Here is a 22431-nt window from a genome sequence, read left to right on the forward strand (position 1 = left end):
CCATCTCAGCCCTCTCCGCGTACGACGAGCTTGGTCCAGACGGTGACCACCGGCTCCCCGGCGGCGGTGGTCACCTCGGTGCGGGTGGTCAGGAAGGCGTGCCCGCCCCGGCTGACGATCTCCTCGATGGTGTTGACGCAGACCAGCTCGTCGCCGGCGACCACCGGGCGGGTGTACCGGAACCGCTGGTCGCCGTGGACCACCCGGCTGTAGTCGATGCCGAGGTCGGGATCCTCGACGATCTGCCGGCTGGCGGCCATGGTGATCGTGAACGGATACGTCGGCGGCGCCACCACGTCGCCGTGCCCGAGCGCCCGGGCGGCCTCCGGGTCGTGGTATGCCGGATCGGCGGCACCGATCGCCGTGGCGAACTCTCGGAGCTTCTCGCGCCCCACCTGATAGGGGGCGGTCGGCGGGTAGCTGCGGCCGACGAAGGACGGGTCCAGGGACATGCCGCCGAACCTACACGGCCGGTGCGAGCCGGAGCCGTCGCCGGGAATCGAAGACCGTCCGGGAATCGAAGACCGTCCGGGAATCGAAGACCGTCCGGAAAACGGCGGATCGCCGCCCCGGCGTCGGCGCGGCGGGCTCGAAGCGCGCTCACCCGGGGGCCGGAACGGCGATCTGCGATGTCGTGGGACGTGGTGGAGGTCTGACTCGCGTCGACCCGGATCAGCGGGTCTCGCGGTGCAGGGTGTGCTTGCCGTCCCGGGGGCAGAACTTCTTCAGCTCGATGCGGTCCGGGTCGTTGCGGCGGTTCTTACGCGTGACGTAGTTGCGCTCCTTGCACTCCACACACGCCAAAGTGATCTTGGGACGGACATCGGTCGCCTTGGCCACGGCGGGGCGCCTTCCTCGTTAGCGGGACTCAACTACGACGTACCAGCGTAGACGCCTGCCACGCGGACACGCAAAGTGGGCGCCGATGGCGCCCTGTGTTTCCGGTCTCCGGGTGGGCCCGGTGGCCGAGAGTAGCGGTGGCCGGACTTGAACCGGCGACACAGCGATTATGAGCCGCTTGCTCTGCCATCTGAGCTACACCGCCGTGGTGGGTCCAGCTGAACCCGCTGAGCCCCCTTACGGAATCGAACCGTAGACCTTCTCCTTACCATGGAGACGCTCTGCCGACTGAGCTAAGGGGGCGCGCACGCGATCTTTCCCGGTGGGCGCGCAGGGGTAAGAGTACACGGCGGCGGGCACGAGGTGAAATCAGATCCCCGGTGGTCGTACCGGGACATCCGTCCCGGGCCGTCGGAGCAGCTCAGGGCACCGCCCGCAGCCGGCGTACGTCGGCCGGGCCGGTCTGCAGGTCGGACTCCGTCTGTGCCGCGAACCAGGCCTCCAGGCGCTCGTACGGCAGCGGGCGGCTGAACAGGAAGCCCTGCCCGATCTGGCAGCCGATGTCCTGGAGGAGCTCGAGGGTCAGCTCGCTCTCCACCCCCTCGGCGACGACCGCCAGGCCGAACTGCTGGGAGAGGGTCACCACGGCGTTGACGATCGCCAGGTCCACCGGGTCGGTCGCCATCCCCTGCACGAAGGACCGGTCGACCTTGACCTCGTTGACGGGCAGTCGGCGCAGGTAGGAGAGGGAGGAGTGGCCGGTGCCGAAGTCGTCGACGGAGAGGCGTACCCCGAGGTCGCGGAGCCGGCGCAGCGCGGGCACGGCGCGCTCGGTGCCGTCCAGCACGCCGGCCTCCGGGATCTCCAGGGTGAGCAGTTCCGGGGCGACGCCGTACTCGGCGAGCATCTCCTGCACCTGGGCCGGAAACCGCTGGTCGGCGAGGGTACGCGGGGAGATGTTCACCGAGACCGCGAGCGTGTTGCCGCCGCTGGTCCAGTCGCGGCTGCGCCGCAGCGCCTCGCCGAGCACCAGCCGGGTCAGCTCGGAGAGCTGGCCGGTGTGCTCCGCCACCGCCACGAAGTCCTCCGGGGCCACCGTGCCGTGCGCCGGGTGCACCCACCGGGCCAGGCACTCGACCCCGACGAAGCGCCGGTCGGTCAGCGCGACCTTGGGTTGGTAGTAGACCTCGACCTCGGCGTGGTCGAGCGCCCGTCGCAGGTCCCCGGCGAGGCCGAGCCGACGCGACGAGCGGGACTCCAGCCCGGGGCTGAAGAGCTGGACGCCCTCCGGAGTCGTCTTGGCCCTCGTCACCGCCAGGTCGGCACGTTGCAGCAGGGTCGCCGGGTCGTCGCCGTGGTCGGGATGCACCGCCACCCCGACGACGGTGTCGACGTCGAGGACCAGCGGGTCGAAGAGCATCCGGTCACGGATCTGCTCGCGCAGCTCGGCGGCGAGCTCGAGTGCCGCGTCGACGCTCTCCATCCGCAGGGTCACCACGAACTCGTCGCTGCCGGCCCGGCCCACCAGCGCGGCGGAGGGGGCGGAGGTGCGCAGCCGGTTGGCCACCTCGACGAGCACCCGGTCACCGGCGGCGTGCCCGACGGACTCGTTGACCTGGCGGAGCCCTGCCACGTCGAAGAGGAGCAGCGCGACGACCTCGTTGGGGGCGCGCACCCGGACCGCCTCCTCCAGCGCGCCGGTCACCCGCCGCCGGTTGGGCAGGTTGGTCAACCCGTCGTGGTACGCGTCGTGCCGCAGCCGGTCCACCAGCCGCGAGTTCTCCAGGGCCACCCCCGCGTGCGCCGCGATCGTCTCGAAGATCGGGAGGTCGGCCTCGGCGAAGTGGCCGATGTCGCCGAGCCGGTTCACCACCTCCAGGGTGCCGATGACCGCCTGGCCGGAGCGCAGCGGTGTGACGATGACGTCCTTGAGGCCGGCTTCGCGCAGCGCCTCCCGGATGTCCCGGTCTCCACCCACCCGACCACCGGCGGCGACCGTACGTCCTTCGTCGACCGCCCGCTGCCGGGCGATGACCGGGGTCCGGGAGATGTCGAGCAGCCCGCGCTCGTCGACCCGCGCGGTCAGCAGCACCTCCGGATGCCGGCCCTGGGCCGGAAGCCAGAGGGTGGCGGTCTCGGCCCGCATGATGTCCCGGACCCGGCCGAGCAGCGAGTCGGCCAGGGTGCCGTCCTGGCCGCGCTCGCTCATCGCCTTGGTCAGCTCGTAGACGTCGGCCAGGGTGCGGTGCTGCCGGAAGAACTGCGAGTACGACCGGTAGAGCACCGCCATCGCGGCCGCGAGCGCCAGCAGCAGCAGGGCGGACCACCAGGTGGCCCGGATGCAGAGCATGATGACCAGGCCCACCGCGACGTTGATCGCCGCGGTGATCAGGCCCGGTCCGGAGGAGCGGATCATCTCCCAGCCGGCCGGGCTGCCGTGGATCACGGCGATCAGCGCCGCCACGGCGAAGAGCGTCACCAGGGTGTGGCTGCCGACGGCGGCGAAGAGGATGAACCAGGTCCCCGGCCCGAACCCGCGCATGTCCGGCAGGGCCAGCAGGACCAGGCTGGCCAGCGAACTGGCCGCCGCCGCCTTGGCGACGTTGAACCAGACCTTGGGCGGGGCGAACCGGCGACGCAACTGGGCGATCAACGAACCCAGGGTGAAGACCAGGACGACCGTCAGTGGCGGCAGCAGGAAGAGCGCGAAGAGCAGCGGGATCTCGGTGATGGTGAAGGACATCGACTGGCGCCGGACGACGAAGTAGAGCATCGGCATCTCGGAGAGCAGGACCAGCCCGAGGATCAGGGCGGCCACTCCCCACTCGCCGGCGGGTTCCCTGCTGAGGACACCGAGCGCGACCGTCATGACGACGGCGAAGATTCCGAGCGGGCCGGTGACGAGCCAGGCATGCTCGGGGGACCGACGTGTCGCGGAAGAACCCCTTGGCATACCACTCCCCATCTACGGGAGATCGCTCGTCAACTCCGGGAGGTTGCTCCTTGGCTCCGGGAAACCGCTCCTTGGCCGGGGAGGATCTCCACGGCCTACCGGGGTGATCCCGCTACGACCACTCGAAGCCGAAGGTCTGGAAGGCGCTCCCGGGCGGAAGCTGCTCGCCTTCGTCGGAGTCGCCGTCGTCGGAGTCGCCGTCCTCGGACCAGCCTTCGTCGGACGTCTCGGAGGCGATCACACCGCTGCGCTCCGACCAACCGACCAGGCCCGTGCTCGCGGCAACAGCGCCGACGGCGAGCACGGCGAGCACAAGAAGAGAGCCTACGTAGCGGCCCAGCCTCCATGCAGGCATTGGTTGCTCCCGTCGAGATGGCGAGGTGAAAGCTAGATGTTCCATGATGGTGCCACAGTCCAGGGAACCGGCAAAGCCATCGGAGGGGCGACCAGCCGGGGATCGGCAAAGTCTAACCGTTCGGTAGGTACAACTCCGCCGCCCGGTTGCAAGCGCCCGGCGGGCAAATGACCGACACGATTCACTCAGCGCTCAATACGACTCACCGAACGTACGCGGGCAGGCGCATCAAATGCCGCCGTCGGTAGATATTGCCTAAATCGCTTCAACCGCTGAACAGTGACCATTCCGGACGGATACGGCGGCGGTTGGGCCGCCGAAGGCGCCGGCACGGGCGGCAGCGGCGACATCCCGGGCCGCCTCCGTGGCCAGCCGCGGGTCGGCGGGCGACCGCAGCAGCACCAGCTCGTGGTAGAGCGGCGCGGTGGCGGCGACGAGCAACCTGCGCGGCTCGGCTCCGGCCGGAACCTCGCCCCGCCGCACGGCACGCTCGACGACGACGGCGCAGCGGTCGTACCGGTCGGCCCAGAAGGAGCGGAGCGCCCCGGCCGCGGGCGCCGACCGGAACGACGCCGCGATCAGCGCGGCCGTGACCGGAGGGTGCTCGGTCAACGCGGCGTAGACCTCGGCGTTGAGCGCGCGCAGGTCCCCCTCCAGCGAGCCGGTGTCCGGCGGGCGCCAGTCGTCGGCGGTGGCCTCGGCGAGTACGTCGGCGAGCAGCCCGCCCACGTCGCGCCAGCGCCGGTAGACCGTGGTGCGGTGCACGCCGGAGCGCTCCGCGACGGCGTCGATGCCGAGCCCGTCGTAGCCGTACTCGACGAGCTGGGCCCGGACCGCGTCGAGCACCCGGCGTCGGACCACGGCACTGCGCCCGCCCGGCCGGCGGATCGGCCCGGATCCGGAATCGGTTGTCGAGCCGGGTGACGTCATGGCAGCATGTTACTGCTACATCCGTTGACTTAGTCGTTGGCCCGTGAGGGTCACCGCGGACATGACCGCACGGCACGTCCGCCAGAGCAGAGGCAGGTGCCCGTTCCGATGCTCCGCTGAGCGCCCCGTGTCCGAGAGCCGTCGCCCGACCGACGGCGGCCGACCCGTCGACGCCCGGAGTTGCACCCATGCCCACCCAGCTCAGCCTGCACGCCGTCACCAAGCGCTACGCCGACCGGACCGTGCTCGACGCGGTCAGCTGCGCCCTGGCCGCCGACGAACGCACCGCGATCGTCGGCGAGAACGGCTCCGGAAAATCCACCCTGCTGCGCCTGCTCGCCGGCCGGGAGCGGCCCGACGAGGGACGGGTCACCGTCGTCACCACCGGGGGCCTCGGCTATCTGGGACAGGACGCGCCACTGCCCGGGCACCTGACCGTGCGGCAGGCGATCGACGAGGCCCTGGCCGAGCTGCGCCGGATCGAGGCCCGGCTGCGGGAGCTGGAGCCGCGGCTCGGCGGCGGGGACGAGCGGCTGCTCACCGAGTACGGCGACCTGAGCACCGTCTTCGAGCTGCGCGGCGGGTACGACGCCGACGCCCGGGTCGAGCGGACGCTGCACGCCCTCGGCGTGGCCGGGATCGACCGGAGCCGGCGGCTCGGCGAGCTCTCCGGCGGGGAACAGGCCCGGCTGCACCTGGCGGCGGTGCTGGCCGCCGGCCCGGAGGTGCTGCTGCTGGACGAGCCGACAAACCATCTCGACGACGACTCGCTGACCTGGCTGGAGGAGCACCTGCGCGGACGGCGCGGCAGCACGGTGGTGGTCTCGCACGACCGGGTCTTCCTCGACCGGGTCGCCGACACCCTGGTCGAAGTGGACGGTGACCGGCACACCCTGGTCCGCTACGGCGACGGATACCCCGGATTCCTCGCCGCCAGGGCGGCGGCCCGGCAGCGCCGGGTGCAGGCGCACCTGGACTGGCAGGCCGAGGTCGCCCGGCTGCGGGAGGCGGTGGCGACCACGGCCCGGCAGGTCGCGCCCGGCCGGGAGATGAAGGATCGGAACAAGGCGGCGTACGACCGCAACGGCGGCCGGGTGCAGCAGTCCGTCGCCAGCCGGGTACGCAACGCCGGGCAGCGACTGCGCCGGCTGGCGGAGCGACCCGTGCCGGCGCCGCCGGAGCCGCTCCGCTTCACTCCTCCGCTGGCGGGTGCAGGCGGGTTCGCTCCTCCTCCGGTGGCCGGCGGGTCCGCCTCTCCTCCGGTGGCCGGCGGGTTCGCTCCTCCGGTGGCCGGCGGTCGTGCCGACGGCTCCGGTCGGGTGCTGCTGGCGGCCGACGGGGTGGCGGTCGACGGCCGGCTGCGCCGGACCACGCTGGTGCTGCGGGACGGGGAGCGGCTGCTGGTCAGCGGGGCCAACGGCGCGGGCAAGAGCACCCTGCTGCGGGTGCTCGCCGGTGACCTCGCGCCGGAGTCGGGTCGGGTGGTGCGGCGGGGACGGGTCGGTTACCTGCCCCAGGAGGTCGGCGTCGAGCGGGCCGGGGAGACGCTGCTCGCCGCCTTCGGGCGGGACCGTCCCGGGCCGGTGGAGGAACACGTGGAGCGGTTGGTCGCGCTGGGACTCTTCGACCGGGCGCAGTTCGGCGTACCCGTGGGAGAGCTCTCCACCGGACAGCGGCGACGGCTCGCCCTGGCCCGGCTGGTCGACACGCCGGCCGACGTACTGCTGCTGGACGAGCCGACAAACCACCTGTCGCCGGGCCTGGTCGAGGAGCTGGAGGCGGCCCTCGCGGTGTACCCGGGCGCGGTGGTCGCGGTCAGCCACGACCGCCGGCTGCGCGGGCGGTGGCGCGGCGAGCGGCGGACGATGACCGCCGGAATCCTCGACCCGGCCCCGGTCGGCGTCACGGTCGGCGGCTGATTCCGTCGTGACTTCGTCCGGGGCGGCTTTGGCGCGGCGCGGTGTCGTTCCGGCCGGTCCGCCATTCGACATCTCGGGAAGGGAAAATGACATGACATCGTCGTCTCAGCCGTCGGTCAGGGAGTTTCCGATAGCCGATTCCGCTGCCGGGCCGTACGGAATCGCGGTCGGACCGGACGGGGCGATCTGGGTCACTCTGGTGCATGCCGGCGGAATAGTTCGGATGGCGCCGGACGGGGAAAACCGGCGTTTCCCACTCGACGATTCGGCGAGTGGTCCCTCCGTCATCACGGCGGGCTCGGACGGCGCGCTCTGGTTCACCCGCTTCCGGGACCACCGGATCGGCCGGATCACGCCCTCGGGGCAGGTCACCTCGTATCCGATCCCGTCGCGCGAGGGCGGCCCGTACGGCATCACGGCCGGGTCGGACGGCGCGCTCTGGTTCACCGAGATGAACGCGGACCGGATCGGCAGAATCGGCACCGACGGCAGCATCGAGGAGTACCCGCTGCCGGAGGCCGGGGCGTACCCGTCGGGGATCGTCGCCGGGCCGGACGGCGCGCTCTGGTTCACCCTCAACCAGGCCAACGCGATCGGCCGGCTCGACCTCGGCGGTGAGCTCGCGCTGCACCCACTGCCGACCGCCGGCGCCGGGCCGGTCGGCATCGCGGCCGGCGCCGACGGCGCGGCCTGGTTCGTCGAGATCGCCGCCGGGCAGCTCGGCCGGATCACCCCGGACGGGAAGGTCACCGAGCTGCCGTTGCCGGACCGGGCCGCGCGGCCGCACGCCATCGCCGCTGGGACGGACGGCAGCTACTGGTTCACGGAGTGGGGTGCCAACCGCGTCGGGAGGCTCGGCGCGGACGGCACGATCCGGGAGTACGACCTGCCGACCCCGGCGTCCGAGCCGCACGGGATCACGGTCGGTCCGGACGGGACGGTCTGGGTCGCCCTGGAGACGGGAGCGGTGGCGCGGGTTGCCGGGTGAGGTTGGAGGTGTGTCACGCCGGCTGCCCGGTGCCGGGCGGGCGGTCCGGTGGGGTCAGCGGCGTTGGCTCGCCCGGCGGCGGTCGGCGTCCTCGATCGCGTGCCGCACGGCCAGGCGGACGACCCAGTACAGCGCTCCGAACAGCACCACCGTGACGGCGAGGTAGAGGGTCAACGCGAAGATCAGGGTGGGGAGTTGACCGGTGGAGAACATGCCGAGACGCTAAGCCACCCGGGCCGCCGGCGCCGTCCCGTACCTGTGCGGGCGATGGACGCCACGGCCTACCCTGGCCCGAGTGGCCGGCCGATCGGTGCCGGCGGCGACGTGCCGGTCCGGCGGCGAGCTGGTGGCGAGCGGCCGGTGGCGAGCGGCGCGACGCCGGGGACACGAAGCTTGGTGACGGCACCGCGAGCGCCAGGAGAGAACATCGATGGCAGGTAGGTCGCATCCGATCTTTGCCCGGATGTACGAGCGGATGAGCGTGGCGATGGACCGTGCCGGCGTCGCGGAGCACCGGCAGGCCGTGGTGGCGGGACTGAGCGGCAGGGTCATCGAGGTGGGCGCGGGAAACGGCCGGATGTTCGCGCACTATCCGGGCACGGTCGCCGAGGTGCTGGCGGTCGAGCCGGAGCCACGGCTGCGCGCCTCCGCGACGGACGCGGCGACGGCTGCCGGCGTACCGGTGCGGGTGGTGGACGGGACCGCGGACGCCCTGCCGGGCGCGGACGGTGAGTTCGACGCGGCGGTGGTCGCCCTGGTGCTCTGCACGGTGCCGGACCAGGCCAGTGCGCTGGCGGAGATCCGGCGTGTGCTGCGCCCCGGTGGCGAGCTGCGGTTCTACGAGCACGTGGCGGCCGAGCAGCCCGGCGCGCTGCGCCGGACGCAGCGGATCCTCGACGCGACGGTGTGGCCGTGGGTCTGCGGCGGCTGTCACAGCGGTCGTGACACCGCCGCCGCGATCGCCGAGGCCGGATTCCGGGTGGACGAGCTGCGGCGCTTCCGGTTCCCGGACGGAGGCGTGATCACTCCGGCCACGCCGCACATCCTGGGCAGGGCGACCCGCCCGAGCGAGGAGGCGACCCGATGACCAGCGGCGACGCGGCAACCGGCGGCAGTGCGGCGGGCGGCGGCAGCGCGGCGGGCGGGCAGGTGCCGGTCACCCTCTACACCCGGCCCGGCTGCCCGTACTGCTTCCGGCTGCGGTTCGGGCTGCGGCGGCGCCGGATCGCGTTCAGCGAGGTCAACATCTGGACCGATCCGGAGGCCGCGGCGGCGGTACGGGCGGTGGCCGACGGCAACGAGACGGTGCCGACGGTGCACGTGGCCGGAGAGTGGCTGGTCAACCCGGGAGCCGCGACCGTGGCCCGACTCGCCCGCCGCTGACGCCCGGATCGTTCCTCGCCCCCGGGTGTCCTTCGGTCCGGCACGTCGTCGGCGGGCGGGGCTCCAGCGGCGCGTGACCGCTATCGGTTGCGGGACATCGCCGGGGTCTTGGCGCCGATGAACTCCATGATCGCCTTGTTCACCTCGTCCGCGTGGGTCCACGCGATCCCGTGCGGCGCACCCTTCAGGGTGACGAGTTGGCTGCCCGGCACCATCGGCGCCAGCCGCTGCCCCGTGGCCGGGAAGGGCAGGACGGCGTCCTTGTCACCCTGGATGATCAGCAGCGGTACGTCGATGCGGGGCAGGTCCGGACGGAAGTCGGTGAGCCAGGCGTCGATGCAGTCCAGGGTCGCGATGCCCGACGCGCGGGCGCCGACGTCCCAGTGCGCCCGGAACGCCTCCTCGCTGACCCGCTTACCCTTGTTCTCGTCCCAGTTGAAGAACGACGTCACGAAGCTGGTCAGGTAGGCGAACCGGTCCTCGACAACGGCCTTCTTGAAGCCGTCGAAAAGGCTCTGATCCACCCCTTCGGGGTTGTCCGAGGTCTTGAGCAGGAACGGCGCGAGCGGACTCATCACCACCGCCCGGCTGACCCGTTCCGAGCCGAAGCTGCCGAGGTAGTGGATCACTTCGCCGGTCCCCATCGAGTGACCGATCAGGATGGCGTCCCGCAGGTCCAGCTCGCGCATCAGCACGTCGAGGTCGGCCGCGAAGGTGTCGTAGTCGTACCCGCTGGCGGGCTGGCTGGAGTTGGCGAAACCCCGTCGGTCGTAGGTGATCGTCCGGTACCCGGCGGAGAGCAACGGGCGCAGCTGCTTGTCCCAGGACGATCCCCCGTACGGGTAGCCGGAGATCAACACCACCGGCTGGCCCGACCCGTGGTCCTCGTAGTAGAGGTCGATGGGGGCGGAGTTCTCGTTCCCTACCGTCACGTATGGCATGGTCTCTCCGAATCTTGTCAGGCGAACGCGGCCGCACCGGCTCCATTGAGCGTGTGACAGCGCAGGGGTCGCCCGCAGCCATATCGACCGTCGCGACGGAGGTGGAGTCCCCGGCTCTGGCGTCGGGGGCGCCGACTGTTGTTGAGTGGGAGCTGCTCTCGGGCGTACGCCTGAGCACGCTCGTCGGCCGGGACGAGCCGACCGGAGGGGGTCAGGTGGAGACGTGGCGTCTGCTGGCGGGTGCCGCCATGAGCCTGGTCATGAGCCCTGTTGGCGTCGCCCTGGCCACCAACTTTCGCGGTGTGGCGGAGTGGCATGTGCGGAGATCGATGGGCGCCGCCCTGCCGCTGCGCCGGGTCCCGCCGTGGCGCTGGCTGCCGGAGGTGCCGTACGACAGGCGTCTGGCGCGCTTCGTGCTGCTGGAGCGGGCGATTGGCGTGGCTTTCGCCGTGGTCGGCATCACGATCCTGATCGTCGTCGCCTACAGCGTCCTGGCCGGCCAGCCGTTGCGTGCGGTGAAGTAGTCCGTCTGCCCTCAACCCGCCGTCAGAGCTCTAGCGGGCAGCTCGGGGGCGAGCTTCGGGTCCGCGTTCCACGTCCGGTACAGCTTGAGCTTCCCTTCGTTCAGGCTGAGCACCTCCTCCCAGTCGTCGCGGGCGGCCGGCGCTCTAGCGCGGCGGACGGTGTCCTACCGGGCAAAGGGGATCAAGATCGCGACCGCCTTCACCTTGGGGTCGTCCGCGTCCGTGTACTCACCGCGGTCCCCGCGAGCGAGGAACTCATCGCCCGATATGCCGAGCAGCTTCCGCGCCTGGCGGTCGAACAGCTCGCGACCTAGTGTTCATCGTCCGGTCCGAGTGTCGTGTGCCTTCCCCGAAGAGGGCATCCCCAAGCGGCCGCTGAGCATCGACCACCGTTCATCCTTTGCTCGATGAAGATCACCCAGCGAGCTGCGATGCGGGCATGACGGCGCCGCCGTCCCGGTGAGCAGCGGCACCAGCCATGAGGGGAACCGGCGAGGCTTCAACACGCGGCCAGCTTGACCCGCGCCGGCCGGGCCGGGTCAGGACCATCGTGATCGAGGTCAGCGCCTCCACGATGGATCGCCGGGTCTTGGCCGCCGCCCTGGGCCATTTCATCTTGATGTACGAGCGGCTGTGCGCGTACCAGGTGGTGGCGTTCCTGGATTTGGTCTCCCGCATGGGCCGACCGGTGTCAGTGTCGAACGGCTCCCCCGCGTTGGACGCCTTGACCAACTCCGACCGGAAGGAGTCCGCCAGCGCCTAGCTCTGAACGAGCCACACGGTCCGCCGGCTAAGCCTCGATCCACCGACGCGGTGGCTGGCCCCTTGCCCGGGGCGGCGGTCGGGTCGGAATCGGTCGCTCCGCGGCGGATGACAGCGCTCCGCGGCGGATGACAGCGCATCTTCCGTGAGCCCCAGCCGGTCGCGTGCTCGATGTCGCCATCCTGCGAATCCGCTCAGCGGAAGGCGTCGGCGTTGCGTTCGCACCACGTGCGGAAGGTCGCCGGGGGCCGGCCCGTCAGGTTCTGCACGTCGTCGGAGATGTAGGCGGCCCGGCCCTTGCTGAAGACCGTGTTCAGGTACTCCAGCGCCTGCGCCTGCCCGGCGGGGACGTCGGCGGCGATCTGCGCCTGGGCGAACTCGTGCGGGGTGACGTCCTCGACGTCGACCGAGCGGCCGGTCACCTCGGCGATCGTGGCCAACTGTTCGCGGGCGGTGAGCGCCTCCGGGCCTGTCAGGGTGTAGCCCTTGCCCGCATGCCCGTTCTCGGTGAGGGTGACGGCGGCACACCGGGCGATGTCCTCGGGGTCGATGACCGCTTGGCGGCCGTCCCCGGTGGGAACGACGACCTTGCCGGCGCGGATGCCGTCCAGCCACCACAGGGCGTTCGAGGCGAAGCCGTTGGGGCGCAGGTAGGTGACGTCCAGCCCAGACTCGCGCATGAGATCCTCGCGGGCCGCGAGGGCGCCACCGATGATCGGGTTGTCGCTGATCGGCATCAGCCGTGCGCCGACCGAGGAGAGCAGGATGATGCGGCTGCCACCGGCGTCGCGTACGGCGTCGATCATGATCTGGGTCTGGTCTGTTCCGCCGCCCACCTGCATCAGGAAGACCGCGTCCACGCCCTTGACGGCGTGGGCCACGTCGTCGGGGTTGCTCAGGTCGCCGGCGACGCGCTCGATCGCGACGGGGAGATCTGCCGCCCGGGCCGGGTCGCGGACGAGTACCCGGACGGGGTGGCCCTGGTCGTGCAGCTGGCGTGCGAGCAGGCCGCCGACATTGCCCGTGGCTCCGGTGATCAGATACATGTGAGTCTCCTTCGTATTCGTGGTCTTACCAGGACAGGTCGCCGGCGCGATCGGCGAAGGCGCCGGTCGGGCCGCCGGGCGCGCTCAGCGCGAAGGCGACGATGGCGTCGGTACCGTCGTGCACCGAGTGGCCCGTGTCGCCGCTGAGATCGGTCGCCGTCAGTCCGGGGTCTGCGGCGTTGACGCGGATGTGCGGTAGCAGCCGGGCGAACCGAACGGTCAGCATGTTGATCGCCGCCTTCGACGCCGCGTAGAGCGGTGTGCCCGCCCGCGACTCGATGCGGTCCGGATCGTGGAAGAGCGCGAACGATCCGAGGCCGCTGCTGACGTTGACGATCCGGGGGTCGCCACTCTTGTCGAGCAGCGGCAGGAAGGCGTGGATGAGGCGGACGTAGCCGACGACGTTCGTCTGGACCACATCGCTCATGTCGTCGGCCGTGTAGTCGTGCGGGTCGCGCACCGGGCCGGTGATGCCGGCATTGTTGACCAGCACGTCGAGGTGTCCGTCGGCCTGCTCGACCAGCTCGGCCGCACGCCGGACAGACGCGTCGGAGGTCACGTCGAGCTCCAGGAAATGCGCACCCACGGCGTCGGCCGCGGCCCGACCCCGTTGCTTGTCACGGGCGCCCAGATGGACGCGGAAGCCGGCTTCGACCAGACGCCTGACCGTCTCCAGACCGATGCCCTTGTTGGCGCCGGTGACCAGCGCGACAGGCTGCGTGCTCATTGCGGTCCTTTCTCGTGAAAGCGGCTACGCATTCGAGCCTGGCACGGGTGGGTGGCGGCAGCCTGGCCCACATCGGGCCAGGCAGACAACGCGTTTGGACGCCCACAATGGGTTCATGAGCGAGGCACCTGATCTGGCGGCGCTGCTGCGCTCGTGGCGCGGCCGCCTGCAGCCGACCGATGTCGGGCTGCCCTTCGGGCCGGGCACTCGGCGAACGGCGGGGCTGCGCCGGGAGGAGGTCGCCTGGCTCGCCGGCGTCTCACCGGACTACCTGCAACGCCTCGAACAGGGCCGGGCGCATCCCAGCCTCGTCATCGTGCGGGCGCTGGCCCGGACGCTGCGCCTGTCCGACGCAGAGTACGAGCTGGCCTGCCGGCTGGCCGGGCATGCCGCCGAGTCGGGCACTACGGTGCCGCAGCACATCGGTCCCAGCGTGCGGCGCCTGCTCGACCGGCTCGCCGGCACCCCGATCGCTGTCTTCGACGCGGCCTGGACCCTCATCGAGCACAACGAGCTGTGGGCCGCGCTGACCGGGGACGACTGGCGCGGTCATGACCGCCGGTCGGCCAACATCGTGTGGCGGACGTTCCGCGACGACGAGGGGCGGGTGCGGCACCCGCGCATCGAGGAACACCGGGCGTCGCTCGTGGCCGACCTGCGCACCGTGGCGACGCGCTACCCGGCCGACCGCGAGGTCGGCGACCTGATCGGCGCGCTGCGGAAATCGAGCCCGGACTTCGCGCGCCTGTGGGCGGACTCCACGGTCGCGCACCACCGGAGCGAACGAAAGACCGTCGACCATCCCGATGTCGGCGAGATCGAGGTCGACTGCGACGTGCTGACGGCGCACGGCGCCGACGTACGCATCGTGGTCTACACCGCGGCACCCGGCAGCGAGGCAGCCGAAAAGCTACGGCTCCTCTCCGTCGTCGGCACCGAGACGATGACCCCGCCGACCGGGTGACGATCGCTCGGCCCGGCCATTCAGGCGTCTCGGCCCTCCAGTTCCACGCGCAGCGTCGCGAGCACGGCGTCGATGATGTCGCACAACCGGTGATCGTCGTCGGAGTCGAGCCATTCGGTGACCGACACGTACCTCAGGGTCACCCGTCGTCTCGGCGAGCAGGCTGGCCCGAAGCGGGCCGAGACCGCGGGTGGGAAGCCGTGCCGCACCGCCTGGGCCGGCGTCGCGCGCTTGTGCTGGTCGCGTTCGCGTAGTCCCGGGTCGGATGCCACCATTGCGTGCCGTTGCCGTAGGGCATCCTTGCGGCCTTCGAAGTGCGTGACGAGCTGGTCCGGCGCCGAATCGAGGCGGCGTTGTGGCCCGACCACGACCAGCGAGACGGGCCCCTGAGTCTCTGGAAACCTCTCCGCGCATTCTCCGTGGATGCCCGTTCACCGCCGGACAGCGCCGTTGACGGCTGGACAGACGAAAGCAGCCCTTGACCGGCATTTCGCCTGGTCAAGACCTACTTTCGCACGTGGTGGCGGGTAGAGGATTCGAACCTCTGTAGCTTTCGCGACGGATTTACAGTCCGCTCCCATTGGCCGCTCGGGCAACCCGCCAAGGCGTGCCGCCACGCGTGGCGCGGCAGCGGAAGCAAGGATAGCGGCTACGTTGGGGGATCGTGCAACCGGGTACCGTCGGCATGTCGTACCACCGCCGGGTGCGGCCCGGCACACCTACAGTCGCATACAGCAGGAGCGGAATCATGGCAGCCAACCCGTCGTTCGACATCGTCAGCAAGGTCGACCGGCAGGAGATCGACAACGCCCTCCGGCAGACGGAGAAGGAGCTCTCCACCCGCTTCGACTTCCGGGGCACCGGTGCCGAGATCTCCTGGTCGGGCGAGGAGGGGATCAGCCTCCAGGCCGAGACGGAGGAGCGGGTCAGGGCGGCTCTGGACGTCTTCAAGGAGAAGCTGGTCAAGCGGAACATCTCGCTCAAGTCGCTGGATGCCGGCGAGCCGCGCCAGTCCGGCAAGGCGTACAAGGTCGACTGCAAGGTCATCCAGGGCATCGACTCGGACAAGGCCAAGGCGATCAGCAAGAAGATCCGCGACGAGGGGCCGAAGGGCGTACAGGCGCAGATCCAGGGGGACCAGCTCCGGGTGACGGGCAAGAAGAAGGACGACCTACAGAGCGTGATCTCCCTGCTCAAGGGTGAGGACTTCGGCGTCGCGCTCCAGTTCACCAACTACCGCTGAGACTGGCCGTTTCCCGAACGGACCGCCACAACGCGAGGTTCCCAACCCTCCGGGGTGGTGGCTTCGCCGGCTTCCGGCAGACCTGACGCGGTCCCGGCCATCCCTCTTACGAGGCGGCCGGGGCCGCATCACTCGGCATCGGGCAGCAGCATGGCTACCTGCGTGACCCTCGGGTCGGCATCGTCGCGGTACTCCCCCGCGTACCACCGTCGGGCGAACTCATCGAGATCCATCCCGAGCAGGCGGGTGCACTCGGAGCGGATGCGGTCGTGCTCTTCCTCCGGAATCATCTCCACGACTTCGATGTCGCGGGGATCGCTGACCATGATCGCGTCTCTACTCCTTCTCTGTCGGCGCCACGGCATCCGGGGCCGGCGACACTCTTCTGCACGGTGTGCGGACGGCTGCCTGCCCTGGGTCGTTGCCGCGACGCCAGGGCAGGCAGTCGGGCTGGGGATAACCGGACGCTCTGGGGACAAACACCTGATCACGCGCGCCGCGCGGTAGCGGCCCGCTTCCGCAGGTCCGCCACCCGGCGCAGCCCGGCGACCTGCACGTAGACCTCACGCCGTTCCGTCGCCTCGCCGTTCCGATTCAGGACGTAGCCGGTCAGCCAGCACCAGCCGTAGTACGTCGGCCGGCGGTCCACGCGCAGTACCCGCAGCAGCAGTGCCCGATCCCCCGCGAACTGGACCGAAGCCCGCCCGTCGATCCGAACCAGATCCCCGACGCGCGGCAGCGCGGTCATGGTCTCCGACGCTCCAACGCCGCCCGTACGTCTCCGACCGTGACCGCCGCCGGCAACGTCCCGCCCAGCAACACCCTGACGGCGTGCTCCCGCCGGTGGACCTCGATCGCCCACGACCAGAGCGGGCAGCCGTCCGGCCCGCACCTGCCACACTCCCGCAGCGCGTGACAGCCGAGGACGAGTCGCGCGAAGGCACACTCGACCGGAACCGGCCACTCCACCGCCAGCCAGCGCCGCACCATCCGAACTACCACAGCCGTTCCAGCCCGGGTCGGACGCCGGTCTCCTCCCGCTCGACCCGTCGGCGGACTGCGGCGAGCAGCACGATGCACCCGCCCCTGGGCGCGCACTCCGCGCACCGCCCGCCATCCGCGTGCGCCTCGAAGATCCGCTGGTCCGCCACCTGCTGGTCTGAATCAGTCACCTCACGCCCCTTTCGGCCGTGGCGCCCCGGATCACCGATCACGGAGCGCCACTCTCTACTCCCACCGGTGCCGGCCGAGCCCGCCCTCGCAGGACCAGGCGTCGACCGACCGGACGTGGCTGCGCTCCTCGATCAGATTCCGGCGAGGGAATCAGCCCGTCCCGGACTACAGCGTCGTCCGGACAAAGGCGTGGACAACAGGAGGCGGTCGTCAGCAGACACGTTTGCTGACGGCGCTGACGCCGACCGGTTCAGAGACCGAGCCGGCGTTCCAGCTCCGCCGCCCGGCGGGCCAGCCGTACCGAATGGGTGGCCTCGGCGATGCTCGCCGCCTCGATCACGGCAGCGCCGGCATGGTCGCGGTCTCCGGTCGCCTCGTGTGCCAGTCCCAGGTGTACGAGATAGTCGCCGACCCACTCCGCCCGGCGAGAACCGGGGTCCAGTCCGTCCAGCCCACCCCGCAGGTGCTCGCGCGCCTCGTCGTGTCGACCACCGACCTGGAGCGCCAGGCCGCGTTCCAGCCGAAAGAAGGCAGCGGTGCGGTAGTAGTGCCAGGCGGGAACCGGGCCACGGTACTCGACCGCCTCCTCCGCCAGGTCAGCAGCGATCCGCAACGCCTCGTCGGCGGCCCGGTTCTCGCCGGCCAGCGCAAGACCGCGCGAAAGCTGGTAGTGGTCGTACGCGCGCTGCCCGACGTAGGCCCGGCGGTCCCGCAGTGCGGCCCGGGTGAGCCCGACCAGCGCACCGACGTCGCCGACCAACCATGCTCGGTGTCCCTGATAGCTGAGCAGGGTCGTCAGCATCTCGTAGTCGTCGGTCTCGATCGCCCACCCGCACGCCTGGTCGAGCAGTCGACCGGCCGGCTCCAGCGACCCGGCTGCCAGGTGCAGCCAGGCGGCGAACTGTGCCCACTGCGCGGCCAGGTCGAGTACGTCGTCACGCAGTTCGCCCCGGACCTGACCGAGGGCTGCTCGGACGATGTCGAGATGGCACGTGGTCGGGTCGATGAGTGGGACAGCGCCGATCGCGTCGTCGAGGCGGCGCTGCTGGTCGAGGATGGCGTGCAGGGCGTCGACCGCCGGGGCGTCGATGGTGCGCGGCCTGGCGGCCATCCAGTCGAGGCGCCCGGCGGTGTCCGGGTCCAACGCAGTATCGGTGACCAGCGCCGCCAGGGTGCCACCACTGTGCAGGGCGGCGTCGAGGCGCTCGGCGACGTCGACCCCGCCCGGCTGCTTCCGGCCGCTCTCCAGCTCCCACAGGTAGGTGTGCGAGTAGCACGTGGCGTCCGCCAACTGACGCAGCGACAGGCCGCGCTGTCCGCGCAGGCGGCGCAGTTCGGCACCGAATCTCGGGTCGACGGCCACGGGTCGCGGCATGCGTGCTCCCGGCTAGCAAAGTGGGCTGCGCTCCGCCGGCTGCCAATCCGGTAGGCGCCTCTTTACCACTTCGGACAGTACACGCAACATCCCGGCGAGTGTTCGTACCGTACGGCCGCCGTTACCCCTCGGTGGCGAGGGCCTGCTCCAGGCGTACCTCGGCGTTGGCCTCGGCGCGGGCGATCGAGCCGGTCGGCAGGGCCGCGACCACGGCGGCGGCCGCGACCGCCGCACCGGCGAAGACGAACGCCCACGGTACGCCGACCTGGTCGGCCAGCACTCCGGCCACCGCGCCGCCGGCCGCGCTCGCCGCGACGGCCACGGTGACCACCCAGGTGTACGACTCGTTCAGCATGCTCACCGGGGAGATCCGGCCGACCATGGTGTTCTCCACGGTCAGCGCGGGGCCGATGGTCGCGCCGCCGAGCACCAGGGCGACGCCGAGCGCGATCGGGCCGGGCATCACCGCGAAGACGGCGAAGGTCGCCGCGAGCAGGCCGAGGAACTGTGCGAACTGGCGGGCGGCGTTCCGGGCCGGCTTGCGGGTGCCGAACCAGAGGCCGCCGATTGCGCTGCCCGTCCCCCACATGGCGAGCAGGACGCCGGCCACGCTCTCCGCGTTGGCCGGATCGTGCGCGGAGGCGTACGCCGGCACGGCCACCCCGGCGGCGCCGAACGCGATGCCGAGCCCGGCGACGCAGAAGAGCAGGGCGGGGAAGCCTCCCACCCGCAGCGGGCCGAGGCCCCTGGCGTGGCTCTCCCGCGGATGTGGCCGCCAGCCGCGCATCACCGGGCCGAGTGCCACGACCGTGGTGCCGGCCAGGGTCACCACGGCGGCGCCGAGCAGGGCGGCCCCGGCGTCGGCGAGCAGGACGAAGGCTGCGACCAGCAGCGGGCCGACCACGAAGACGATTTCGAAGAGGGTGGTCTCGGCGGCGAGCGCGGTGTTGCGCAGGGCGTACCGGCCGGAGGCGGGGTCGGTGAGGTCGTTCCAGGCGCCCCGGATGGCGGCGGTCAGCGGCGGGAACGTCGCCCCGGCCACCGCCGCGGCGGTGAGGATCAGTGCCAGGGCGTGGGAGCCGGCGCGGCTGGCGAGCAGCAGGCCGACCAGCGCCACCGGGTGGGCGACGGCGGTGACCAGCAGCACCGGGCTCGGCCCGATCCGGTCGGCGATCCGGCCGGCGACCGGGCTGAGCGCGGCACCGGAGAGCGCGTAGACCCCGCCGGCCACGGCGGCCAGCGAATACCGGCCGGTGACCTGCTCGACGACGAGCAGCAGCGCCAGCGGGGTCATGCCGATGCCGAGCCGGCCGACCAGGCCGGCGACGAGCAGCATCGGTGCACCCGGGATCCGCCACACTCCCAGGTACTGGCGCAGCGCGGTCACGGTCGGAGCTCCCTCACGGGTCGGTGGTGGTGTGTAACGGGTGGACAGCCATCCGACCCTAACCCGGGCCCGGCATCCCGCAGTACCGGATTACCACCGTGCGCCCCCGGTCACGTCCCGCCGCAACACGAGCGCGAGCACACATCACACACAGCAGAGAACCTGCGCCCGATCGGCGTCGATGCCGTGGGCGCAGGTTCTCGGTCAGAGGTGTTAGGAGGGGGCCCTTCTACAACAGAAAGCGATAAGCGGGGGCCCTTCCTTGCACTGCCCTTCCTTGCAGTTACCTGTACTGGACGGGGCCGACGTTGCGGGTGGCCATCTGCTCCAGGCGGCGTACCCGCTCCGCCATGTTCGGGTGGGTGGAGAAGAGGTTCGCCATGCCGCCGCCCTTGAACGGGTTGTCGATCATCAGGTGGGCGGTGCTGGTCAGCCGGTTGTCGGCCGGCAGCGGCATCCGTTGCGTGCCGGCGTGGATCTTCTTGAGCGCGCTGGCCAGTGCCAGCGGGTCCCGGGTCAGCGCGGCACCCGAGGCGTCCGCCTGGAACTCGCGGTTACGGCTGATCGCGAGCTGGATCAGCGAGGCCGCGATCGGGCCGAGCACGATCGTCAGCAGCAGGACCAGCGGGTTCGGCGAGTCCTCGTCGTCCCCGCCGCCCAGCGGGATGAACCAGGCGAAGTACGCCAGCATGGTGATGATGCCGGCGAGGCCGGCCGCCACGCTGGAGATCAGGATGTCCCGGTTGTAGACGTGGGACAGCTCGTGGCCGATGACGCCCCGCAGCTCCCGGTAGTCCAGGATCTGGGTGATCCCCTGGGTCACCGCGACCGCGGCGTTCTTCGGGTTGCGACCGGTGGCGAACGCGTTGGGCTGCATGGTCGGGCTGACGTAGAGCCGGGGCATCGGCTGCCCGGCCTCGGTCGCCAGCTCCCGGACCATCTGGTAGAGCGCGGGGAACTCGGCCTCGCTTACCGGCTTCGCCCGCATGGCGCGCAGCGCGAGCTTGTCGGACCAGAAGTAGCTGACGGCGTTCATGACCAGCGAGAGCAGCACGGCGATCACCAGACCGCCGCTGCCGCCGAGCCAGTAGCCGACGCCGATGATCAGAGCGGTGAGCAGGCCAAGAAGCGCGGCTGTTTTGAGCCCGTTGTGATGGCTATGCACGTTAACTCCTTCGGTGCTACGGGCGGGTTGGGCCCGCTGACCGGTACAACACCGGGGTACCCCGCCAACAATCCGGATATGACTGTGAGTTGGCTGGGAAAGCACCTCAACCCGGTGCGGTAGGCCCCAACCAGCTGCTGGAGCGGTCAACGTCACAGTGCGGCGACGTCCAGGATGAGTTGTGGGGCGAAGCCGACGACGATCGCGACGGCGGTGGCGAGGGCCAGCGCGGCGACAACCGCCCAGGCGGGCCGGATCGGGCCGGGTTCCGGCACCGGGGCCGTGGCGGGGGCGGCCGGGGCACCCGGCTCGGTCGGGGCGACGGGAGCGGCGGCGGCGTCACCGGCCCGGTCGGCGGCCGGCTCCGGGGCGTAGAGGGTGGCGGCGACCCGTACGTAGTAGGCGAGCCCGACCACCGCGTTCAGCGCCACCACCACGGCGAGCCAGCCGGCGCCACCGGCCAGCAGCGACCGGACGACGGTGACCTTGGCGAAGAGCCCGGCCAGTCCGGGTGGCAGCCCGGCCAGCCCGACCAGCGCCAGCACGAACGCCGCACCGACCCACGGCCGGCGCCGGGCCGCGCCCCGGTAGTCGGCGATCTCGCCGCCGTCGGCCGCCGCCGGGCGCAGCGCCACCACCGACCCGAAGGCGGCCAGCTCCAGCACCACGAAGAAGACCGTGTACGCCACCGCGGCGGCGACCGCCGTCCCCAGCGCCTCGGCGCCTCGGCCGGAGGAGAGGGCCAGCGCGCCGAGCGGGGCGACGATGTAGCCGGCCTGGGCCACCGACGACCAGGCCAGCAGCCGCACCATCCGGCGCTGCCGGAGCGCCACCAGGTTGCCGACGGTCATCGTCAGCACCGCCACCGTGGCCAGCAGCGGGCCGGTGATCCGGGCCGGCAGCGCGGTCGCGGTGACCGCCAGCAGCGCGATCACGCCGCCGAGCTTGGAGGCGGTCGACAGGTACGCCGCCACCGGCACCGGCGCGCCGTCGTAGGTGGCCGGCGCCCAGGCGTGGAACGGCACCGCCGCCACCTTGAAGGCGAGCCCGAGCACGACCAGGGCGACCGCGACCACGGTCAGCGGCAGGTTCAGCAGCGCCGGGCCGGCCGGGAAGCCGCCGCCGACCGGGACCGGCCGGGCCGCCTCGGCGGTGAAGACCGCGTCGAGCCGGCTCAGGTGCACCGCCCCGGTGACCGCGTAGAGCAGCGCCGCGCCGAGCAGCGTGATCGCGGTGGCGACCACGCTGACCACGAAGAAGGTCAGCGCCGCCTCGGCACCGGCCACGCTGCGCTGCCTGAGCCCGACCAGGACGTAGAGCGGCAGGGTCAGCGTCTCCAGCGCGACGACCAGGGTGATCAGGTCGCCGGCCGCGCCGAGCACGACGCCGCCGGTCATCGAGCAGGCGAGCAGGAAGCAGTATTCCCCCGGCGGCACCTGCCCGGAGCGCAGCAGCGGCGCGGAGAGCCCCAGCACCCCGAGGGTGAGCAGCGCGAAGAGGCAGCCGACCAGCGCCGCCCTTCCGTTCGCGAGATAGGAGCAGTCGTTGCCGGCGCAGAAGGTCGACCGGGGGCCGGCGGCGCCGACCAGCACCGCGCCGAGGGCGGTGGCGGCGGCGCCGGCCGCGAAGACGGCGACCGTGGCGCCGCGCCGGCCGACCAGCAGGTCGGCCAGGAGCACGAGTACGGCGGTGCCGGCCGCCAGGTACGCCGGCAGCAGCGCCACGTTGTCCACACTCTGGATCACGACGCCCGCCC

At 71.6% G+C, this 22431-nt stretch carries 25 protein-coding genes and 3 tRNA genes; 8 read left to right on the forward strand and 20 right to left on the reverse strand.

Annotated features, from left to right (window positions below):
• Positions 1 to 5: 5 nt before the first annotated feature.
• The 7 genes from ACN27G_RS25850 to ACN27G_RS25880 form a co-directional block, all read right to left on the reverse strand.
• A complete protein-coding gene (locus tag ACN27G_RS25850; protein WP_421495339.1) occupies positions 6 to 452 on the reverse strand; it encodes an FAS1-like dehydratase domain-containing protein in 447 nt (148 codons plus the stop codon).
• Positions 453 to 672: 220 nt separating this feature from the next.
• A complete protein-coding gene (gene rpmG, locus ACN27G_RS25855; protein WP_421495340.1) occupies positions 673 to 840 on the reverse strand; it encodes a 50S ribosomal protein L33 in 168 nt (55 codons plus the stop codon).
• 132 nt (positions 841 to 972) lie between these two features.
• A tRNA-Met gene (locus tag ACN27G_RS25860) sits at positions 973 to 1045 on the reverse strand.
• 25 nt (positions 1046 to 1070) lie between these two features.
• A tRNA-Thr gene (locus ACN27G_RS25865) sits at positions 1071 to 1143 on the reverse strand.
• Positions 1144 to 1261: 118 nt separating this feature from the next.
• The gene (locus ACN27G_RS25870) at positions 1262 to 3793 is read right to left on the reverse strand and encodes a putative bifunctional diguanylate cyclase/phosphodiesterase (protein WP_421495341.1); all 2532 of its coding nucleotides are present in this window, start codon (positions 3791 to 3793) and stop codon (positions 1262 to 1264) included.
• 112 nt (positions 3794 to 3905) lie between these two features.
• Positions 3906 to 4106 (reverse strand): hypothetical protein, encoded by a 201-nt coding sequence (locus tag ACN27G_RS25875; protein WP_421495342.1) that lies wholly within the window; start codon positions 4104 to 4106, stop codon positions 3906 to 3908.
• A gap of 297 nt (positions 4107 to 4403) precedes the next feature.
• The gene (locus ACN27G_RS25880) at positions 4404 to 4994 is read right to left on the reverse strand and encodes a TetR/AcrR family transcriptional regulator (protein WP_421497464.1); all 591 of its coding nucleotides are present in this window, start codon (positions 4992 to 4994) and stop codon (positions 4404 to 4406) included.
• A 272-nt stretch (positions 4995 to 5266) separates the two neighbouring features.
• Between ACN27G_RS25880 and ACN27G_RS25885 the strand changes: the two genes are divergently transcribed.
• Together ACN27G_RS25885 and ACN27G_RS25890 are read left to right on the forward strand one after the other, a co-directional pair.
• Positions 5267 to 6997 (forward strand): ABC-F family ATP-binding cassette domain-containing protein, encoded by a 1731-nt coding sequence (locus ACN27G_RS25885; RefSeq protein WP_421495343.1) that lies wholly within the window; start codon positions 5267 to 5269, stop codon positions 6995 to 6997.
• Positions 6998 to 7088: 91 nt separating this feature from the next.
• The gene (locus ACN27G_RS25890) at positions 7089 to 7985 is read left to right on the forward strand and encodes a virginiamycin B lyase family protein (RefSeq protein ID WP_421495344.1); all 897 of its coding nucleotides are present in this window, start codon (positions 7089 to 7091) and stop codon (positions 7983 to 7985) included.
• 54 nt (positions 7986 to 8039) lie between these two features.
• Here the strand turns inward: ACN27G_RS25890 and ACN27G_RS25895 are convergent, their stop codons facing one another.
• Positions 8040 to 8198 (reverse strand): hypothetical protein, encoded by a 159-nt coding sequence (locus tag ACN27G_RS25895; protein WP_421495345.1) that lies wholly within the window; start codon positions 8196 to 8198, stop codon positions 8040 to 8042.
• A 217-nt stretch (positions 8199 to 8415) separates the two neighbouring features.
• Between ACN27G_RS25895 and ACN27G_RS25900 the strand changes: the two genes are divergently transcribed.
• Entirely contained in the window at positions 8416 to 9072 is a 657-nt protein-coding gene (locus ACN27G_RS25900; protein ID WP_421495346.1) for a class I SAM-dependent methyltransferase, read from the forward strand.
• On the forward strand, positions 9069 to 9368 hold the full coding sequence (locus ACN27G_RS25905) for a glutaredoxin domain-containing protein (protein ID WP_421495347.1): 300 nt from the start codon (positions 9069 to 9071) through the stop codon (positions 9366 to 9368). Before ACN27G_RS25900 ends, ACN27G_RS25905 begins: the two co-directional genes overlap by 4 nt.
• A gap of 80 nt (positions 9369 to 9448) precedes the next feature.
• Here the strand turns inward: ACN27G_RS25905 and ACN27G_RS25910 are convergent, their stop codons facing one another.
• Positions 9449 to 10309, reverse strand: a complete 861-nt coding sequence (locus ACN27G_RS25910) for an alpha/beta fold hydrolase (protein ID WP_421495348.1) — start codon at positions 10307 to 10309, stop codon at positions 9449 to 9451.
• 101 nt (positions 10310 to 10410) lie between these two features.
• On the opposite strand from ACN27G_RS25910, the gene ACN27G_RS25915 reads away from it, so the two are divergent.
• Together ACN27G_RS25915 and ACN27G_RS25920 are read left to right on the forward strand one after the other, a co-directional pair.
• Positions 10411 to 10833 carry a hypothetical protein gene (locus ACN27G_RS25915; protein ID WP_421495349.1) on the forward strand — a complete coding sequence of 141 codons (423 nt, stop codon included), beginning with the start codon at positions 10411 to 10413 and terminating at the stop codon, positions 10831 to 10833.
• Between the two features lie 550 nt (positions 10834 to 11383).
• Positions 11384 to 11596: a hypothetical protein gene (locus ACN27G_RS25920; RefSeq protein ID WP_421495350.1), complete on the forward strand. Its 213-nt coding sequence runs from the start codon at positions 11384 to 11386 to the stop codon at positions 11594 to 11596.
• A gap of 193 nt (positions 11597 to 11789) precedes the next feature.
• On the opposite strand, the gene ACN27G_RS25925 is transcribed toward ACN27G_RS25920, so the two are convergent.
• Both ACN27G_RS25925 and ACN27G_RS25930 read right to left on the reverse strand, forming a co-directional pair.
• Entirely contained in the window at positions 11790 to 12641 is an 852-nt protein-coding gene (locus ACN27G_RS25925) for an NAD(P)H-binding protein (protein WP_421495351.1), read from the reverse strand.
• Positions 12642 to 12666: 25 nt separating this feature from the next.
• A complete protein-coding gene (locus ACN27G_RS25930) occupies positions 12667 to 13368 on the reverse strand; it encodes an SDR family NAD(P)-dependent oxidoreductase (RefSeq protein WP_421495352.1) in 702 nt (233 codons plus the stop codon).
• 115 nt (positions 13369 to 13483) lie between these two features.
• On the opposite strand from ACN27G_RS25930, the gene ACN27G_RS25935 reads away from it, so the two are divergent.
• Entirely contained in the window at positions 13484 to 14332 is an 849-nt protein-coding gene (locus ACN27G_RS25935; protein WP_421495353.1) for a helix-turn-helix domain-containing protein, read from the forward strand.
• Positions 14333 to 14850: 518 nt separating this feature from the next.
• Here the strand turns inward: ACN27G_RS25935 and ACN27G_RS25940 are convergent.
• Positions 14851 to 14934, reverse strand: a tRNA-Tyr gene (locus ACN27G_RS25940).
• Between the two features lie 146 nt (positions 14935 to 15080).
• Here ACN27G_RS25940 and ACN27G_RS25945 point away from each other — a divergent pair.
• Positions 15081 to 15575, forward strand: coding sequence for a YajQ family cyclic di-GMP-binding protein (locus ACN27G_RS25945; RefSeq protein WP_421495354.1), 495 nt, complete (start codon positions 15081 to 15083; stop codon positions 15573 to 15575).
• A 128-nt stretch (positions 15576 to 15703) separates the two neighbouring features.
• Here ACN27G_RS25945 and ACN27G_RS25950 read toward each other — a convergent pair whose 3' ends face one another.
• The 8 genes from ACN27G_RS25950 to ACN27G_RS25985 form a co-directional block, all read right to left on the reverse strand.
• Entirely contained in the window at positions 15704 to 15901 is a 198-nt protein-coding gene (locus ACN27G_RS25950) for a hypothetical protein (RefSeq protein WP_421495355.1), read from the reverse strand.
• Positions 15902 to 16062: 161 nt separating this feature from the next.
• Positions 16063 to 16323 (reverse strand): hypothetical protein, encoded by a 261-nt coding sequence (locus ACN27G_RS25955; RefSeq protein WP_421495356.1) that lies wholly within the window; start codon positions 16321 to 16323, stop codon positions 16063 to 16065.
• Complete coding sequence (locus tag ACN27G_RS25960; RefSeq protein WP_421495357.1) at positions 16320 to 16565, reverse strand: hypothetical protein; 246 nt, start codon at positions 16563 to 16565, stop codon at positions 16320 to 16322. Before ACN27G_RS25960 ends, ACN27G_RS25955 begins: the two co-directional genes overlap by 4 nt.
• A 5-nt stretch (positions 16566 to 16570) precedes the next feature.
• On the reverse strand, positions 16571 to 16747 hold the full coding sequence (locus ACN27G_RS25965) for a hypothetical protein (RefSeq protein ID WP_421495358.1): 177 nt from the start codon (positions 16745 to 16747) through the stop codon (positions 16571 to 16573).
• A gap of 251 nt (positions 16748 to 16998) precedes the next feature.
• A complete protein-coding gene (locus ACN27G_RS25970) occupies positions 16999 to 18123 on the reverse strand; it encodes a helix-turn-helix domain-containing protein (RefSeq protein ID WP_421495359.1) in 1125 nt (374 codons plus the stop codon).
• Between the two features lie 121 nt (positions 18124 to 18244).
• Positions 18245 to 19510 (reverse strand): MFS transporter, encoded by a 1266-nt coding sequence (locus tag ACN27G_RS25975; RefSeq protein ID WP_421495360.1) that lies wholly within the window; start codon positions 19508 to 19510, stop codon positions 18245 to 18247.
• 283 nt (positions 19511 to 19793) lie between these two features.
• Complete coding sequence (gene htpX / locus ACN27G_RS25980) at positions 19794 to 20675, reverse strand: zinc metalloprotease HtpX (protein WP_421495361.1); 882 nt, start codon at positions 20673 to 20675, stop codon at positions 19794 to 19796.
• 152 nt (positions 20676 to 20827) lie between these two features.
• The gene (locus ACN27G_RS25985) at positions 20828 to 22420 is read right to left on the reverse strand and encodes an NADH-quinone oxidoreductase subunit N (RefSeq protein ID WP_421495362.1); all 1593 of its coding nucleotides are present in this window, start codon (positions 22418 to 22420) and stop codon (positions 20828 to 20830) included.
• Between the last annotated feature and the right edge of the window lie 11 nt (positions 22421 to 22431).

The organism is Plantactinospora sp. WMMB334 (genome assembly GCF_049179095.1).
GTDB lineage: Bacteria > Actinomycetota > Actinomycetes > Mycobacteriales > Micromonosporaceae > Plantactinospora.